This window comes from Aneurinibacillus uraniidurans (assembly GCF_028471905.1).
In the GTDB taxonomy this organism is placed as follows: Bacteria; Bacillota; Bacilli; order Aneurinibacillales; family Aneurinibacillaceae; genus Aneurinibacillus; species Aneurinibacillus uraniidurans.
The window spans coordinates 556,138-572,243 of record NZ_CP116902.1 but is presented as its reverse complement, the minus strand read 5'-3'; the positions used below and the strand labels follow the sequence as shown (position 1 = coordinate 572,243).

17 protein-coding genes and 1 riboswitch are annotated in these 16,106 nt (G+C 46.6%); of the genes, 2 read left to right on the top strand and 15 right to left on the bottom strand.

What is annotated here, in order from left to right:
- Nucleotides 1-10: 10 nt before the first annotated feature.
- Together kdpC and PO771_RS02930 are read left to right on the top strand one after the other, a co-directional pair.
- Nucleotides 11-574, top strand: coding sequence for a potassium-transporting ATPase subunit KdpC (gene kdpC, locus PO771_RS02935; RefSeq protein ID WP_272561790.1), 564 nt, complete (start codon nt 11-13; stop codon nt 572-574).
- 54 nt (nt 575-628) lie between these two features.
- Nucleotides 629-1,771, top strand: a complete 1,143-nt coding sequence (locus tag PO771_RS02930) for a universal stress protein (protein WP_272561789.1) — start codon at nt 629-631, stop codon at nt 1,769-1,771.
- Nucleotides 1,772-1,830: 59 nt separating this feature from the next.
- On the opposite strand, the gene PO771_RS02925 is transcribed toward PO771_RS02930, so the two are convergent.
- From PO771_RS02925 to sufD, 15 genes are all read right to left on the bottom strand, one after another.
- On the bottom strand, nt 1,831-2,295 hold the full coding sequence (locus tag PO771_RS02925) for a C40 family peptidase (RefSeq protein WP_272561788.1): 465 nt from the start codon (nt 2,293-2,295) through the stop codon (nt 1,831-1,833).
- Nucleotides 2,296-2,300: 5 nt separating this feature from the next.
- Nucleotides 2,301-2,432, bottom strand: a riboswitch (cyclic di-AMP (ydaO/yuaA leader).
- Between the two features lie 130 nt (nt 2,433-2,562).
- Nucleotides 2,563-3,642, bottom strand: coding sequence for an AbrB family transcriptional regulator (locus PO771_RS02920; protein WP_272561787.1), 1,080 nt, complete (start codon nt 3,640-3,642; stop codon nt 2,563-2,565).
- A 100-nt stretch (nt 3,643-3,742) separates the two neighbouring features.
- A complete protein-coding gene (locus tag PO771_RS02915; protein ID WP_272561786.1) occupies nt 3,743-4,045 on the bottom strand; it encodes an STAS domain-containing protein in 303 nt (100 codons plus the stop codon).
- 28 nt (nt 4,046-4,073) lie between these two features.
- A complete protein-coding gene (locus tag PO771_RS02910; protein ID WP_272561785.1) occupies nt 4,074-5,756 on the bottom strand; it encodes a methyl-accepting chemotaxis protein in 1,683 nt (560 codons plus the stop codon).
- Nucleotides 5,757-5,777: 21 nt separating this feature from the next.
- Nucleotides 5,778-6,245 (bottom strand): ATP-binding protein, encoded by a 468-nt coding sequence (locus PO771_RS02905; RefSeq protein WP_272561784.1) that lies wholly within the window; start codon nt 6,243-6,245, stop codon nt 5,778-5,780.
- Between the two features lie 40 nt (nt 6,246-6,285).
- Nucleotides 6,286-7,341, bottom strand: coding sequence for a SpoIIE family protein phosphatase (locus tag PO771_RS02900; protein ID WP_272561783.1), 1,056 nt, complete (start codon nt 7,339-7,341; stop codon nt 6,286-6,288).
- 171 nt (nt 7,342-7,512) lie between these two features.
- Nucleotides 7,513-8,910: an FAD-dependent thymidylate synthase gene (locus PO771_RS02895; RefSeq protein WP_272561782.1), complete on the bottom strand. Its 1,398-nt coding sequence runs from the start codon at nt 8,908-8,910 to the stop codon at nt 7,513-7,515.
- A gap of 28 nt (nt 8,911-8,938) precedes the next feature.
- Nucleotides 8,939-10,030, bottom strand: coding sequence for an HD-GYP domain-containing protein (locus PO771_RS02890; RefSeq protein WP_272561781.1), 1,092 nt, complete (start codon nt 10,028-10,030; stop codon nt 8,939-8,941).
- 80 nt (nt 10,031-10,110) lie between these two features.
- Nucleotides 10,111-10,413 (bottom strand): YunC family protein, encoded by a 303-nt coding sequence (locus PO771_RS02885; RefSeq protein ID WP_272561780.1) that lies wholly within the window; start codon nt 10,411-10,413, stop codon nt 10,111-10,113.
- Nucleotides 10,414-10,478: 65 nt separating this feature from the next.
- Nucleotides 10,479-10,736 carry a DUF6154 family protein gene (locus PO771_RS02880; RefSeq protein ID WP_272561779.1) on the bottom strand — a complete coding sequence of 86 codons (258 nt, stop codon included), beginning with the start codon at nt 10,734-10,736 and terminating at the stop codon, nt 10,479-10,481.
- A gap of 53 nt (nt 10,737-10,789) precedes the next feature.
- On the bottom strand, nt 10,790-11,617 hold the full coding sequence (locus tag PO771_RS02875) for a sulfite exporter TauE/SafE family protein (RefSeq protein WP_272561778.1): 828 nt from the start codon (nt 11,615-11,617) through the stop codon (nt 10,790-10,792).
- Nucleotides 11,618-11,726: 109 nt separating this feature from the next.
- A complete protein-coding gene (sufB, locus tag PO771_RS02870; RefSeq protein ID WP_272561777.1) occupies nt 11,727-13,127 on the bottom strand; it encodes a Fe-S cluster assembly protein SufB in 1,401 nt (466 codons plus the stop codon).
- A gap of 47 nt (nt 13,128-13,174) precedes the next feature.
- The gene (gene sufU / locus PO771_RS02865; protein WP_272561776.1) at nt 13,175-13,606 is read right to left on the bottom strand and encodes a Fe-S cluster assembly sulfur transfer protein SufU; all 432 of its coding nucleotides are present in this window, start codon (nt 13,604-13,606) and stop codon (nt 13,175-13,177) included.
- The gene (locus PO771_RS02860; RefSeq protein WP_272561775.1) at nt 13,593-14,816 is read right to left on the bottom strand and encodes a cysteine desulfurase; all 1,224 of its coding nucleotides are present in this window, start codon (nt 14,814-14,816) and stop codon (nt 13,593-13,595) included. Before PO771_RS02860 ends, sufU begins: the two co-directional genes overlap by 14 nt.
- Nucleotides 14,816-16,105 (bottom strand): Fe-S cluster assembly protein SufD, encoded by a 1,290-nt coding sequence (gene sufD, locus PO771_RS02855; protein ID WP_272561774.1) that lies wholly within the window; start codon nt 16,103-16,105, stop codon nt 14,816-14,818. Before sufD ends, PO771_RS02860 begins: the two co-directional genes overlap by 1 nt.
- Nucleotide 16,106: the final 1 nt, after the last annotated feature.

Below are 16,106 nucleotides of genomic sequence, written 5' to 3'. Positions count from 1 at the left end.
GAGAATTCACATGACATCTGTATGGACGGCTTTTCGTACTTCGCTTATTCTCATGCTGCTGTGTGGGCTGATTTATCCACTCGCCACAACAGCAGTCGCTCAAGTATTGTTCCCGCATCAAGCTGAAGGAAGTCTCGTAACAGAGAATGGACATATCGTCGGCTCTGAACTGCTCGCCCAAAACTTCACATCGCCGAAGCTGTTCCATCCGCGTGCATCGGCGGCAAACTATGATCCAACGGCATCAGCGGCTACTAATGCCGCCGTTGCAAGCCCTGACTACGTCAAAACGGTAAAGCAGGCAATCCATACCGTTCAACAAGACAATCCGGCCCTTGTGTCTTCGATCCCGGCCGATCTCGTTACGACATCTGGTTCCGGCTTTGACCCGCATCTGTCACCTGCCGCTGCCCGAGCACAGATTCCTCGTATTGCTAAAGCAACAGGTCTCACGGAAGAGAAGCTGAATCAACTTGTGGATGCTCACACGGAAAATCGCTCACTTGGCATTTTTGGAGAACCTCGTGTGAACGTATTAGCTCTGAATCAGGACCTTCTTTCTTCTATTAAATAAGTACACACAGCCGCCTTCCTGCTGCAGGAAGACGGCTGTTGGAGGTTATATGTGATGAAGCGAAAATCACCAGAACAATACTTGCAATTGATTGAAAAAGAAAGCCGGGGCCATCTGAAAATTTTTGTCGGAGCTGCTCCTGGTGTCGGAAAAACGTATGCAATGCTGCGGGAGGGCAATGACCTGCTTACCCAAGGAGTGGATATTATTGTCGGATTGGTGGAAACACATGGCCGTAGCGAGACAGCCAGTCAGATTGGAAACTTGCCGCTCTTCCCCCTTCAGACTATTTCCTACAAGGGAAAAGAGTTAGAAGAGCTCGATCTTATAGGCATTCTCGCTCGTCATCCCCAGTACGTCATCATTGATGAGCTGGCGCACACCAATGTACCCGGCACAAAAAACCAAAAACGCTATGAAGATGTAATGGAAATGATCAAAGCTGGCATTAATGTCCTAACCGCTGTCAATATTCAGCATCTCGAAAGTTTAAATTGTACCGTCGAACAGCTAACAGGCGTCAAAGTGCGGGAACGGGTTCCAGATTGGATTCTACGTGAGGCAGATGAAGTACAACTGATTGATACCTCACCAGAAAAGCTGCGCGAGCGACTAAAATCCGGTCTAATCTACCGTCCCGAAAAAGTAGAGCAGTCGCTCCATAACTTTTTCCGCATCGGCAATCTGAACGCCCTGCGAGAGATTGCACTCCGAGAAGTAGCCGACGATGTCGACGAAAGGCTTGAGTCATACAAACTTGAGCGAGGCATTGAACTAATGAAAGGCGCAAACGAAAAAATTCTTGTCTGCGTCAACTACCGACCGAATGCTGAACGCCTGATCCGCCGTGGCTGGCGAATTGCCCGCCGCCTGAAATGCGAGCTGTACATTTTGACTATTCCACTCGCTCCGGTTGATCGTCTCAATGCAACAACTCGCAAACAGCATCTTGAGCTGGAACAAATCGCGCGTGACCTCGGTGCAGAATTTCACATTCGAGCGTTAGGAGGAAAAAAGCCCGAACAAATCATGATCGACTTCGTGAATGAAAAAGGCATTACCCAGATGGTCCTTGGGCAATCTGCCCGCTCCCGCTGGGAAGAAATCATCAAAGGCTCCATCATAAACCGAATCATGAAAAATACCCGCTTTGTCGATATTTTAATCGTAGCCGATGACGTCGATTACCGGGAATAAAAAAACCCCCAACCGCACATTTGCAGTTGAGAGTTCTTTGCGAAAGTTATGTATGGATGTTAATTCACGCGACGCGCACCCGCATAACGACTAGCCCAATAATGCTTATCATTGAGACTGCTAATCGATACGCCGCTGCTGCTTGCGGAATGTACAAATTTCCCATTGCCAATATACATACCAGCATGAGAAATCCCTCCGCTGCGCGATGTTTTGAAAAAGACGAGGTCTCCTGTCCGCAATGCTGAACGTGAAACCGGCGTGCCCTTTTGATACATCCCGCTTGCTGTACGCGGAAGCGTAATGTTCTCGCTTTTAAATACGTAATTTAAAAACCCTGAACAATCAAATCCTTGACGTGTTGTGCCTCCGAACTTATACGGTATTCCAATGAGGCTTTTCGCTTTTGAAGCAAGTGTCGCTGTCGAAGCAGCAGACGCTGTCTCAGCTCCAAATGATAAAGATAGACCAGTGACTGTAATAGAGGCGGCAAGTAAAAAAGACCAAAAATTCTTTCTTTTCAAGAACGATTTACTCCCTTCGAGCCTACGAGGTTAGTTGACGGGTTCAGAGGATAAGGTCTCTGTCCGCATGCGCAGATTCACCCCAAAAGAAATACTTTCCCCCGCTTCACAGTACGTGAATTCGGCAAGTAAATTTTTGTAACTTCACACCTTTATTTCTCTCTCGTAACAACGCTCTTATTCTATCGAATATTGGCGAAAAAAAGAAGTTTTTCTGGATAATGTTCAAAATTTAGACATATTTATAGGTTTTTTTTTGCAACTTATTTATAATATGCTTGTTTTCTGCTTTTGCAGGCGGCGCATCCACCAGGTAAGCACCGGAGGAACGGCAAAAATCACAAAAAAGACCCGGAAAAGTTGATACCCACTTACCATCGACAGGTCAGCATGGACCATCGCCGCCGTTACTCCCATCTCAGCAATTCCACCCGGAGCAGTACTTAAAAATGCAGTGGAAAGCGTCATCGACGATACTTTTGTCAGCAGCCAGGCAACGAGTAACGAAAATAAAATGAGCAGCAAACTGCTTGTTATCGTATATCCGCCCAGCTTTTTAACGTTTCCAAGCATATGCGGCTTCATCTGCAAACCAATATGAACACCGATCGCAAACTGGGATAGCAAAATAATCGTATGCGGTAGCGGTGGAACAGGCCTATAAAAAATAGCACAACATGCCGTTGCTAACAGCGGTCCGGTAAGCACACTAGTCGGCAGCCCGATTTTTCTGCCTATCCATGCTCCTCCAAGCGCAATCACCGCATACAAAGCATACATCCAACCGTCTATATTACCCGTTCCCCCACTGCTAGAAGCTATAGGCACAGCTTGTTCGACTCCTATACCATGGATCGTCAGAAATGGAACGGCAAAAATGACACTCATGACGCGAATTGTCTGCATAAATGCGACTACAGTCGCATCTACTCCTTCGACTTCCTCACTCAGGACAAGCATCTGTGATAACCCGCCCGGTACACTACCAAACACACCACTCGGCAGCGTAAGACCCGTTCGATATGCTACCCATGCTCCGAGTGAAAGACTAAACACAACCGTAGCGATTGTAGAAACAGCCATATATGGAAGCTGCTGAATAATCTGTACAACCGTTTCATGTGTAAAAGCCGCCCCTAGCATAGAGCCAAGTACAAGCAGCCCGGATGAACGCAAAGCAGTCGACCAATACAATGTGCGTCCAGTAGACAGTCTCCACACCATCACAGCGGTAAGCGGTCCAAGAATCCAGGGTAGTGGAATATACAGCAGCATGAACAGCAGTGCTCCAGCTAATCCCACAACAGCCGCTTCGATCCCTGCTTTTCTCTTTTGTTTTGTATTCATATTTCTCTCCTCCACCCCCAATCGTATCCCTCTCCTCATAGTTTTACAACCGCATAAAAAAAGCATGCTCGCTTGTAACAGCGAGCATGCTTGTATAGAATTACACAATCGTAAATACTTTGGTAAGCCGCGTCAGCTCAAACAACTCTTTGACAACTCCGCGCAGCCCTTGAATCGTAAGCTGCCCGCCTACCTGCTGCGTCCGCTTGTGAAGTGCCACAAGCACGCCAAGCCCCGAGCTATCAATATAGTCTACAGCAGCAACATTAATCATGAAATTTTTATGGCCCTCTTCCATATAGGTAAGCAATTGCTCGCGAATAGAGGATGCCTGTTCTACATAAATGTTGCCCCGCAGTGTAACATGTACTTGTTGGTTAGCTAATACAATATCTTCTATCATATGTACAACTGACACTCCTCTCCTGTTCTCACATTTTGAACTGGTCCACTCTCGAACGCAGTTCAATTGCCATCGCGCTTGTCTGTTCCGCACTAGCCGCAATCGTCTCCATCGATGTAGACACTTGTTCTGTCGTAGCGGATACTTGCTGCGCATGATGGGCTGTATTCTCCACAATTGTCGCCAAAGAATGAATCAATTCGATAATTTTATCAGAGCCAGCTACTTCTTCATCCGTTACTGCGACAATGCTGCGCACTTCTTTCTCAGTAGCGGATACAGCCCGTAAAATAGCAGATAGCGCTTCTCCCGCCTGTGCCACAATGACCGTACCTTCTTCTACCTCTGTTCGGCTCTGCTGGGTTGCAGTAACCGCTCGAAGCGTACTTTCGGAGATTTTTTGTACAAGCTCAGCCACTTGAACCGCTCCTGCATTCGATTGCTCCGCAAGCTTGCGCACTTCATCTGCCACCACAGCAAATCCTTTTCCTGCTTCCCCAGCACGCGCTGCTTCAATCGCCGCATTCAGCGCCAGCAGGTTGGTCTGAGCTGCAAGCTGTGTAATTGTATCAGTGATCAGTTCGATTTCCTTGGAGTACTCATTCAGGGTAGCAATTAATGTCTCTGTTTCTGCCGTTCGGTTCTGAATGCTTTCCATGCGTCGCACCGTATCGGCTACAATATTTTTGCCATTTTCAGCTGTACGTAGCGTCTCATCAGAGTTCTCGGCCGCGCTGTTCGCTTTATCCTTCGCAATCTGAATCAGAGAAGAGAGCTCTAACAGTACTTTGGAAGCATCCACCACCGCCTGACTTCCTGCTTCCGCAGCAGTCGCTACTTCGTGAATACTATTATCTACTTCATGAACCCCTGCACTCACCTGCTCACTTGAAGCAGCCATTTCTTGCGACGTAGCTGACAATTCTTCTACACCGCGATATACACCGCCCACAACAGCATGCAGATTTTTCTTCATCTGATTAAAAGAGTTAGATAGCTGACCAATCTCATCTTTACTTTTTACTTCTATGTCTTCTACCGTTAAATCATTCTCTGCAATCCGTCTAGCCTGCTCTGCCAATTTTTGCAGTGGTTTCGAGATGACTGTGCCAGATGCCAGCGCCACCCCGATTGCTGTAAGAACAGATACTACACTTAAAACGATCAGAATAAAATGAGTAAACTGGTACGATTCCTCGTTTTGATTCATAAGCTGTTCCGCTATTTGTTCATTCAGCTTCATCAGGCTCGCAAGCTCCTCACTTGCTTTGCCGAATGGTGCGCCTCCCTTCTGCAACCCAGCTCGTGCCTCTGCATACTTGCCTGCTTTAACAAGCTTTATATTGTTGCGCACAATCGTTTCAAACTCGGTCCAGGAAGTAGTAAAGCGGGTAAATATATTTCTTTCTTCTTCTGTTAGGTTACTACTACTATATTCTTTCATAATTTTAGCAATTTGTACAAGGTTTGCTTCGGCCTTATCTGTCAGCTCTGGTTTTTGAAAGACAACCGAGGACAACATATTCACCCGTGTATTTTCCGCATATTTACCAATCACTCCAAGCTGCGATATGGGAACCACCCGGTTATGATACATTGTATCGCCATTTTCATTAATTCGTACTAACGAAACATTGGAGTATCCTGCCATAGCCAACATAAATACGACAATACACAGATTTGCAATGACTAGCTTTTGTCTAATATTCAAGCAATTTTCCCTCCTGTTCTTCTAGCCATTATCCCCTAAGGCAACGAGTGCGTCATTCCGTACAGAAACTGACTTCCGACATGAATCTGTATATTTCACTAGCATAACCTCGTTACCTTTTTGATTATATTTTATATAATCGGTTACTTTCTTCATAATATAGAGACCTCGTCCTGATTCTTTATATAATTCCTCAGAGGTAGAATAATGCGCGTATGATAGCCTTTGCAATCGTTCATTCCCCTCGAACCCTTCTCCCTCATCCCGCACCCGAACCATCAGACGCTTCCCTGTGCTGTGCAGCCGAATGGTCACCGCCCTATGCTCTCCTCTGTTTCCATACCGCATTGCGTTATTAATGGCCTCATTGACAGCAATCTCTAGCAAAATGTTATCATCGGTTACTGTTTCCTGGATGAATATACGGATTTGTTCCCGTATGAATGGAAGCTCCTGTTTCCTGATACAGACAAGCTGCAGCTCCCGCATGCGTATCCCCCCTATTACACTCCATCTATCTATCATCTATCTATCGGATCTGCAGACAAATCGCTGACGCATCATCACTGCATTCCTTGCTGTATGCCATTCGCTCAAGCATCTCAACCGTAGAACGGAATGATCCTTTTCCTTCTCCAGCAAATGAAAGCGGCAACATATCAAACAGGCCATCTGTGAGAAAGAAGAAGCGATCTCCTGAGCCAAATGCTAGCTCATGCTGCTCATACTGTACGCCATCCATAATACCAAGAAACATACCCGATGCTTTAATAAGTCCCTCTACCTGCCCGGTATATGCTAGAAAATACGTAATACCAGCTGATGCATACGTAAGTGTATGTGTTGTAAAATCAATTTCGAAGCAAATCGCTGCAGCAAATGATTCGTCCGTAAACAAACACATCGCCTCATGATTAATATAAGCAAGTCTCTCGGCAAGTGAACGGCTGCTCTCAAACGCTTGGCGAAACAGGATACGCAGCCCTGATGTCTGCAAGGCCGTTGCAACTCCATGTCCCATCACATCAATCAAAAATCCAAACAATTTTGTTTTGTCCCGCGTCCACTTATACCCGTATAAGTCTCCACTTACATATCGATATGGCCTGTAAATACTTTTTAATCTAAGTCTGTCATCTTCAAGTGGCGCTGGCAGGAGATCGCGCTGAATTTTCGCTGTCTGCAGCAGCTCATTACGCAGCTGTTCCCGTTCCGTAATATCAGCAAATACCGCCATGTAGTACACTACTCTGCCCATCCGGTCTTTAATTGCCGTAATTCGAAGCCATTCTAGATAGACGTCCCCATTCTTGCGTCGGTTCCATACTTCGCCTTGCCAGCTTCCTTTCTCCTTTAATAAACGCCACATATGATAATAAAAAGCTGGCGGTTGTTTTCCCGAACGCAAAATGCGTGGCGTCTTACCAACTACCTCCTGAGATCGATAACCCGTTACACGCGTAAAAGCAGGATTCACGCTAATAATGATAGCAGAAGCATCTGTAATTAAAATCCCGTCACTTGAGTGCTCAAATACAATTGAAGCCAGATAAAGATGGTCTTTCACATCTATTGCTTCTCCCACCCCACGCAATCCTTTCAGCTCCTCTCTGCGATAATCCCTTTTCTTTATTTATAGCAGGTATACAACCTTTAGTATCATAATAATTCTAACAGTTTTACGAACGATAGGAAAAATGTTATACAAAAAGGAGCTGCTCCATAGATGTATGAGGCTGCCCCTCGGCAAAACAAGCTATTTTTTTATGTGACGGTCAAGCGCAAAGCCTGGCAGCTGCTGCTGCATAGCAGCGAAGATATGCTCAAGCTGACCGGCTACGCTGCGGATTTCATCCTGAGCGTATTCCTCCTTACGCAAGGTAATGAAATGCGCAAGTCCGTACATGTTAGCATAGAACGGCAGTCGACGTGCATTGCCGTTCAGAACAACGTACGGAGCAACTCCAATAAGTCCAGCCGCCATGAGTGCTTCGTACAATTCATGCGACTCAGCGTGCAAGGATAGGAAAATATCCGTAATACGATCCGCTGTCTCAGTACCAGTCGCGTCTACAACTTCCTGCGGCAAAATAAAGCCATAACGTGTATCTGGAAGCTGAATCGAGAAATCAAATGCGCGGTGACGAATAATCTGATGGTGACAACCCTCTGAACATACAACCGCTACCCGCTTGCCAAACGCACGTGTTACCGCTGGCAGTTCATTGAAGCGGTTCATCAGCGAGACATTCCCTAGTGTCATATCATCCGTATGCACAAATGTAAGGGCAGGCGCATCGTCTTCTATTTCCACAAACGGACCACTATATAGCGGCAGTTCTTTCTGTTCAGCTGCACGACGATGATAAAAATCTGCCACGTATGAACGGTGGAACGGTGTGGCTTCCGTATGACTAATCAAAGATGGCAAAACTTCCGTCGTATGAAGCCGTACCTTCTCGGCGGTCTCTACAAACTCTTGACTATACCCTTCATGCGCAAGAAGCTCGGCAATCGCATCTGAGATCGCCCGTGCATTGCCCGTAATCGCAACGTTTGATTTCGTTGCAAGCGGCAGTGCATTACGCGCATTCTCATACGCCAATTTCTCTGCGGCACCGTCTGTGATCGCTGGATTTTTCGCTTTAATCAATTCAAAAAAGAGCGGCACGAGCTCTTCATAGCGTGCAAGGCATTTCTGACCAAATGCTAGATACCGTTCTTTTACTTCCGTGTGCTTGTCTAATTCAACAGGAACGACAAAGTCTTCTGGCTTCTGATAGCGCAGACTAAACTCGGTAAATGACAGCCACTTCGCTGCCTGTACAGTCTCTAACGCTTCGGTAAACCAGCGGGATACCCCTTCAATACAAAACTGTGCAAACGCATGCTCCTTGATACTTGAGTGCCCATAGTCGACACCCCATTTTTTCATGAATCCACCGGCATGTGCATTCGACTGCTTAAACATTGCAATCATATCCGCATCCGGTAAATTCAGCATATCTTCCTTGATCAAGTCGAATAGATTGTCGCGAAAACTGCGTGGGCTACGACTTACTTTAGCAAAAACAGTGCCGACTACTTCCGTCGGCACATTCTTAATCGCATATACATTATCCTCTATACTGGTTACATAGTTTTCCAGACCCATGATCGATACACCTCATTCAAAAAATGCGTTATAGGATAGCATCGCATTTCACAATCATGACTGTCAACTCTTTGGCTAAATCAATCTCGTAATAACGGGACGGTACACTACCATCTGGAAGTCGGGTCACACGCACAACCGGGCGTGCCGGTACATTGCGATTATAATCAACCACAACTCCTGTTTCTCCTGTATTAAGCTGCACCGTTAACCCAATCGGATAAATCGCAACCGTCCGCCGGAAGGCATCTACTATTTCCGGTTCAAAATGTGTGCCCGAGCCCGTATATAAAATCTCCATCGCGTCATGCGGCAGCATGGCAGATCGATACACGCGATTCGTTGTTACTGCGTCGAATACATCGCACACAGCCAAAACGCGGGCATAACGATGAATCTCATCCCCTTTTAGCCCCCGCGGGTACCCTGTTCCATCCAGTCGCTCATGATGCTGAAAGGCACAGTGTGCGGCAAGCAAAGACACACCTTCCTGATTGCGTAAAAATTCAAAGCCATATTCAGCATGCTTTTTCATTTCAATAAATTCATCATCTGTCAGACGCCCCGGTTTATACAGCACTTCGCCTGGAACGCGTAACTTTCCAATATCATGAAGAAGTGCTCCCATTCCAAGCTCAACAATATCCTTGTCGGGATATCCAAGATGCAGTGCGAGTGCTGCCGCATAAATGGCTACATTTAAAGAGTGTGCATAAATATAATGATCCTGTGCACAAATATTTGTCAGCAAGTTCATCGCCTGCCGATTCTGCTTCAAGTCTAGTAAAATATCTTCAAATATATTACGAAAATCTGCAATCGCACTTGGTGAAAGCCGGGCTCTCCATTTCTGGTCCGACCCCAAAATTTCATTGAAAGTATGATAAATCGTACGTGCGGCTGTCCGTCTGACTTTCTCGGAGATCACTTCCCCCGCTTCTATATCTTTGGTTGCATCGTCATATATGTATAAAGTATTGATCCCCTTTTCCTGGAGGCGACGGATCATTGTGCTTGTAAGCAAAACCTCTGTATTTAGTAACACCGCCCCTGTGTCGGTAAAAATGGGCTTAGCAAGCTTCATTCCAGGCTCACAACGAGTTATGGAGAGCAGTCTCATAATCTTTTGCCCCTTGTCTTTAGTTTCATATGCCCATTATACATAAAAAAGCCTTCCAAATGGAAAGCTTTTCATACAATTTACATCATTTTTAGCAGCGCATCTCTGCCAATCGTTCCGGCCGTGATACCTAGTTCCTCAGCCGCAATCGTTACGGATTCCAACGGGGCTTCCAGAAGCTGTTCAATCGTCCTAACGCCAACCGCACGTCCTGCAAGAATTCCTCTGTCAGCCAGCTTCGCATTCAATAACCCGATATCAAGTGCTCCGCACATGATATAGCCCTTATCTGTTGTAATCGCAAGCAGCGTTGTTTTTGGAAGCTGTACCGTAATAGCTGTTACTGGACGTCCCTCAATCAGCAGTGGCTTCATCTCCATCATGATCGTATACTCCCCTTTCCCACTTCTCTTTACAGTATGTCACCCACAAAGTTTGGGTGTCTGTTCTAATGAAAACGCTGTGTCCCAACATCATGATGGGTTGGAACGGCAATCCCTTCATCTGCCAGCTTCAGACGCAGCATCTCCAGCAGATATAATCCGAGCATCTGATACACTTCCGTCTCTTGCATTTCATTAACCCAGTTGATCATTTCTTCTTTCGTACGCTCATGCAAAAGCCCCATCACAAGCATCGTTACATCTTCTTCTTCTCCAATCAATTTATCACGATACATGTTATAAATGTCATTTACCAGTTTCATACAAGCATTCCCCTCCTAATATTTCGATCTTTTCTATCTATCTAAGTCATCTACTACGCCACCAAGCCATGCCAAAGCATGCGGATCGCAAGAAACAGCAAGACTAATCGCAAGATCAATTCAATTCGGTTACCCGGCAGTTTGCCTGCCAGTGCACTGCCCAGCTTGCCGCCAATCCAGGCACCAGGAGCGATCGCAAGAACAGCACTCCAGATGATGTGTCCAAGAACGACATGCGTCACACTACCGACAATCGAAGACAGCAAAATAACAAGCATCGATGTCGCAGCCGCCATATGTGGCGGGAAGCGAAACAGCACCAGCATGAACGGAACAAGTAATGCACCGCCGCCGATGCCAAATACACTCGACATCGTTCCCACGACAAACGCAATGATAATAGCCAGCGACCGCGAGTATCCATATGTATAAGTTTGTCCGGACACATCGACATACGTCTTTGTTATTTTCCAATTCATGTTACGCGGAGACAAGCGCTTTCGGTATGTAAGAATGACAAGCATCAGTAACATAAATAATCCGTAATAAAGCGTAAATGATTTCGAATCAAAGCGTGTGGACAGCCAGGCACCTAGTATAGAACCCGGTGCGCTTCCAACAAAAAACAGCAATGCGCTGGAAACATCAATCAGCTTCTTTTTTGAATAGCTCAGCGTAGAAGATAACGACGTAATAATAATTAGCATAAGCGATGTGCCGACTGCGAGCTGCGGCGTAATCGGTGGTACACCGGATATAAGGGATGGAAGGTAGAACAGAGCTGGAACCAGAATAATTCCACCGCCTAAGCCCAGCATGCTCCCGAATGCCCCCGCAAAAATCCCGACGAGCGTCAGAATGACGAGACTAAAAACAGACATATCTTCCCTCGCTTCCTGTTGGACTTTCTCTATAGTATATGATTATCATAACACACAAAAAACTCCCGAACGATTGATTCGGGAGTTTTCCTGCACATATTAAGATCGATTAGCCGATTGAGCCTTCCATTTCAAACTGGATCAAACGGTTCATCTCTACTGCATATTCCATTGGAAGTTCTTTCGTAAACGGTTCGATAAAGCCCATGATAATCATCTGAGTCGCTTCCTCTTCTTTAAGACCACGACTCATCAAATAGAAGAGCTGCTCTTCGCTTACTTTCGAAACCGTTGCTTCGTGCTCAAGTGTAATGTTATTATTCAAAATTTCGTTGTACGGAATCGTATCGGATGTAGACAACTTATCAAGAATAATCGTATCACATTTGATGTTGGACTTAGACCCTTCCGATTTACGGCCAAAGCTTGAAAGTCCACGGTATGTTACTTTACCACCATGCTTACTGATACTTTTCGATACAATTGTTGAGCTGCAATCCGGCGCTAAGTGAACCATTTTGGCACCCGCATCCTGATGCTGACCTTTGCCTGCTACCGCGATCGAGATGACAACACCTTTCGCACGAGGGCCTGTCATCACAACAGCTGGATATTTCATCGTCAGCTTACTGCCGATGTTGCCATCAATCCATTCCATTGTCGCATCTTCTTCTGCAACCGCACGCTTCGTAACGAGGTTGTAAACGTTCGATGACCAGTTCTGGATCGTTGTATAACGGCAACGGGCACCTTTCTTCACGACGATCTCAACAACCGCACTGTGAAGAGAATCGGTACCGTAGATTGGCGCTGTACAGCCTTCTACGTAGTGCACGAAGCTGTCTTCATCTGCAATAATCAACGTACGCTCGAACTGCCCCATGTTCTCGGAGTTAATGCGGAAGTATGCCTGCAGCGGTGTTTCGCATTTGATGCCCGGTGGTACATAAATAAAGCTTCCGCCTGACCAAACGGCGCTGTTCAATGCGGCAAACTTGTTATCCGTTGGTGGAATTACTTTACTGAAGTGCTGCTTAACGATCTCTGGATGTTCACGAACAGCCGAATCCATATCACAGAAGATAACCCCCATTTTTTCGAGGTCTTCCTGCATATTGTGGTACACAACTTCAGATTCGTACTGGGCAGATACACCTGCAAGGTATTTCTGCTCCGCTTCTGGAATGCCCAGACGATCGAATGTATTCTTGATTTCTTCCGGCACTTCGCTCCAGTCACGTCCCTGTTTCTCGGACGGCTTAACATAGTACGTAATGCTATTAAAATCAAGTTCTGTCAAATCTCCGCCCCACTGTGGCATCGAAAGGCTCTCAAAAATCTCAAGGGATTTCAGACGGAAGTCGAGCATCCACTGTTCTTCACCTTTAATCCGAGAGATTTCTTCGACGATTTCTCGTGTTAGACCTTTCTTAGCACGGAAGACAGAAATGTCTTTATCATGAAATCCATATTGATACTCTGAAGATAACTCAGGTGCTTTTTTACTCATTGATCGTTCCTCCTTGCGAGGCGCTACGCCTCCTCATGGTCGTGATGCTACTCCCGCAATCCTTTCTCCATCGCCTTCCATGCCAGAGTCGCACACTTAATCCGGGCCGGGAACTTGCTTACACCCTGTAGCGCTTCAATATCGCCAAGGTCGGCCTCCTCAATTTCGTCCTCTGTTGCCTCACCCTTCATCATACGTGAGAAAAGTTCAGCTGTTTTCAGTGCACGATCCACGTCCATACCTGTGATGGCTTCCGTCATCATCGATGCGGATGACATGCTAATCGAGCATCCTTCGCCGGTAAAGCGTGCTTCCGTCACTTTGCCGTCTTCTACCTTCATCTGCAATTGAATGCGGTCACCGCAGGTTGGGTTATTCATATTGACTGTTAAAGCCCCGTCACCAAACTCGCCTTTATTGCGCGGTTTTTGATAGTGGTCCATAATGACGCGGCGGTACAAATCATCAAGAGAAGACATTGCCGAAGTACTCCTTTGTTTTAATTAGCCCTTTCACGAGCGCGTCCACGTCTTCTTCTGTGTTATACACATAGAAGCTGGCGCGGGCTGTCGACGATACGTTCAGCCATTTCATGAGTGGTTGGCAGCAGTGGTGTCCGGCACGCACGGCAATTCCTTCTGTGTCGAGTACTGTTGCAATATCATGCGGATGGGCTTCCTGCATCGTGAACGTTACGAGACCGCTCCGTTCTTTTGGCCCATAAATCGTAAGACCTTCAATCGTGCTCAATTGATCCATCGCATATTGTACAAGCTTGTGCTCATGCGCACGGATCGCATCTAAACCAATCGATTCGATGAAGTCAATCGCAGCACCGAGTCCAATCGCACCTGCGATGATCGGTGTGCCGCCTTCGAATTTCCACGGAAGTTCTTTCCATGTTGAATCATATAAATCAACGAAGTCGATCATCTCGCCTCCGAATTCAACCGGCTCCATTTTCTCCAGCCATTTGCGCTTACCGTACAGAACACCGATGCCTGTCGGACCTGCCATTTTGTGGCCAGAAAATGCGAGGAAGTCGCAGTCGATATCTTGTACATCGACTTTGATATGCGGAGCTGCCTGGGCAGCATCTACAAATATCACAGCGCCGTGGCGGTGTGCGATCGCAGCCACTTCCTTCACAGGGTTGATTGAACCGAGTACGTTGGACACGTAGCCCAGCGCGACAAGCTTCGTATTCGGTGTAATCGTCTGTTCTGCCGCTTCTACCGTAATCGTTCCGTCTTCTGCAAGCGGAATAAACTTCAGTGTAGCGCCCGTTTGCTTGGCAATTTGTTGCCATGGAATGAAGTTACTATGGTGCTCCACCTGAGTGATGACGATCTCATCGCCCTCTTTGATGAAGTTGCGGGCATAGCCATGCGCCACGAAGTTTACACCTGTTGTGGTGCCGCGTGTGAAGATGATTTCGGCTGATTCCTTCGCATTAATGAAGCCGCGGACTTTTTCACGTGCACCTTCATATCCGTCTGTCGCCAATGTGCCAAGTGTATGGACACCCCGGTGAACGTTGGAGTTATATTCACGATAATAACGGTCAATCGCTTCAATGACCTGAACCGGCTTCTGGGAAGTAGCCGCACTATCGAGGTAAACAAGCGGATGTCCGTTCACTTGCTGGTTTAGAATGGGAAACAGTTCACGAATCTCTTTAGCATTCATTACGACAGCTTCCTTTCAATGATCGCACTCAGACGCTTCTGCATGCTCTCAAGTGGCAGTGTATCTGTTACCGGTGCAAGGAATCCATTAATGATCAGACGTTCTGCCTCGCGACGTTTAATCCCACGCGACATGAGATAATAGACTTGAAGTGGGCTAACCGGGCCAACAGAAGCAGCGTGACCTGCCATTACATCATCTTCATCAATCAGAAGAATCGGATTCGCATCCCCGCGTGCGCCTTCACCAATCATGAGTAAGTTTTCGGCCTGTTCACCATTTGATTTCTCGGCACCCTTTTTCATCTCGGTAATGCCGTTGAAAATAGCGGTTGATTCCTCTGTCATAACTCCACGTGAGAGGATATTACTGTCTGTATGTGTGCCAAGGTGAAGCACCCGAACAGTAAAGTTTTCTTTCTGTTTTCCGGTTCCGATTGCAACAGATTTGGCATCTGTAGAAGAACCGTTTCCTTTAAGGATCGTTGTCGTATTGGATACGGTGTTACCGTTGTTCATATCACCAAAAAGCCATTCAACACGCGCATCGTTTTCCGTAATAGCACGACGATACGTATAATCCGTTACATTTTCTGCGAGGGAACGAACCGACGCATACTGCACTTTCGCTCCACCTTGTGCGAATACTTCCACCATGCTGTTGTATACAACCGGTTGCTTATAATCAGCGCCGAGTACATTTTCCACCACTGTTACCTGGCTGTTCGTGTCAGCTACGATCAGGACATGCGGCATAAGAGCTACTTCCTCATCTTCGCCCCATACAACGATCTGCAACGGTTGTTTTACTTCTACATTTTTCGGTACGTAGACGAATACCCCACCGTTCCAGAGCGCCTGATGCAATGCGGATACTTTATGTTTTTCCACGCCACTTGCAAACAAGTACTTCTGCACAAGATCACTATGTTCGCGCACCGCCTGTGTTAACGGCATGAACAGAACGCCCTGTTCTTTAAGTGCAGCGTCGAACTGTGTACAGATCACGCTAGAATGCTTCTGGACGAGTACGTTTGGGTTGTTTTCTTCAAGCAAGTCTTTAACGTTCTGCGGAAGTTCTTCTATCGAAGCAACAGATGCTTCTTCTTTATAGGGAACGAATTGGTCTACGTTCCATTTATCAAGCTTCGTTTTTTCCAGCTTCGGCAGCGGCAGCTGCTGATAGTCGGCATATCCAGCTTCGCGAAGCTGTGCTACCCATTCCGGCTCTCCCTGGAAAAAACGCGCCATGCTTTCCTTATCGAATCGCACGTTCGTTTCTACGCTCATG

What these genes read in the sequence shown, in the direction of transcription:
- sufU (WP_272561776.1), bottom strand. Translation starts at nt 13,606, where the DNA reads ATGTCTTCTCTTGATGATTTGTACCGCCGCGTCATTATGGACCACTAT.
- PO771_RS02895 (WP_272561782.1), bottom strand. Translation starts at nt 8,910, where the DNA reads ATGGGTCTGGAAAACTATGTAACCAGTATAGAGGATAATGTATATGCG.
- sufB (WP_272561777.1), bottom strand. Translation starts at nt 13,127, where the DNA reads ATGAGTAAAAAAGCACCTGAGTTATCTTCAGAGTATCAATATGGATTT.
- PO771_RS02875 (WP_272561778.1), bottom strand. Translation starts at nt 11,617, where the DNA reads ATGTCTGTTTTTAGTCTCGTCATTCTGACGCTCGTCGGGATTTTTGCG.
- PO771_RS02920 (WP_272561787.1), bottom strand. Translation starts at nt 3,642, where the DNA reads ATGAATACAAAACAAAAGAGAAAAGCAGGGATCGAAGCGGCTGTTGTG.
- kdpC (WP_272561790.1), top strand. Translation starts at nt 11, where the DNA reads ATGACATCTGTATGGACGGCTTTTCGTACTTCGCTTATTCTCATGCTG.
- PO771_RS02905 (WP_272561784.1), bottom strand. Translation starts at nt 6,245, where the DNA reads ATGCGGGAGCTGCAGCTTGTCTGTATCAGGAAACAGGAGCTTCCATTC.
- PO771_RS02860 (WP_272561775.1), bottom strand. Translation starts at nt 14,816, where the DNA reads ATGAATGCTAAAGAGATTCGTGAACTGTTTCCCATTCTAAACCAGCAA.
- PO771_RS02880 (WP_272561779.1), bottom strand. Translation starts at nt 10,736, where the DNA reads ATGAAACTGGTAAATGACATTTATAACATGTATCGTGATAAATTGATT.
- PO771_RS02930 (WP_272561789.1), top strand. Translation starts at nt 629, where the DNA reads ATGAAGCGAAAATCACCAGAACAATACTTGCAATTGATTGAAAAAGAA.
- PO771_RS02915 (WP_272561786.1), bottom strand. Translation starts at nt 4,045, where the DNA reads ATGATAGAAGATATTGTATTAGCTAACCAACAAGTACATGTTACACTG.
- PO771_RS02885 (WP_272561780.1), bottom strand. Translation starts at nt 10,413, where the DNA reads ATGATGGAGATGAAGCCACTGCTGATTGAGGGACGTCCAGTAACAGCT.
- sufD (WP_272561774.1), bottom strand. Translation starts at nt 16,105, where the DNA reads ATGAGCGTAGAAACGAACGTGCGATTCGATAAGGAAAGCATGGCGCGT.
- PO771_RS02890 (WP_272561781.1), bottom strand. Translation starts at nt 10,030, where the DNA reads ATGAGACTGCTCTCCATAACTCGTTGTGAGCCTGGAATGAAGCTTGCT.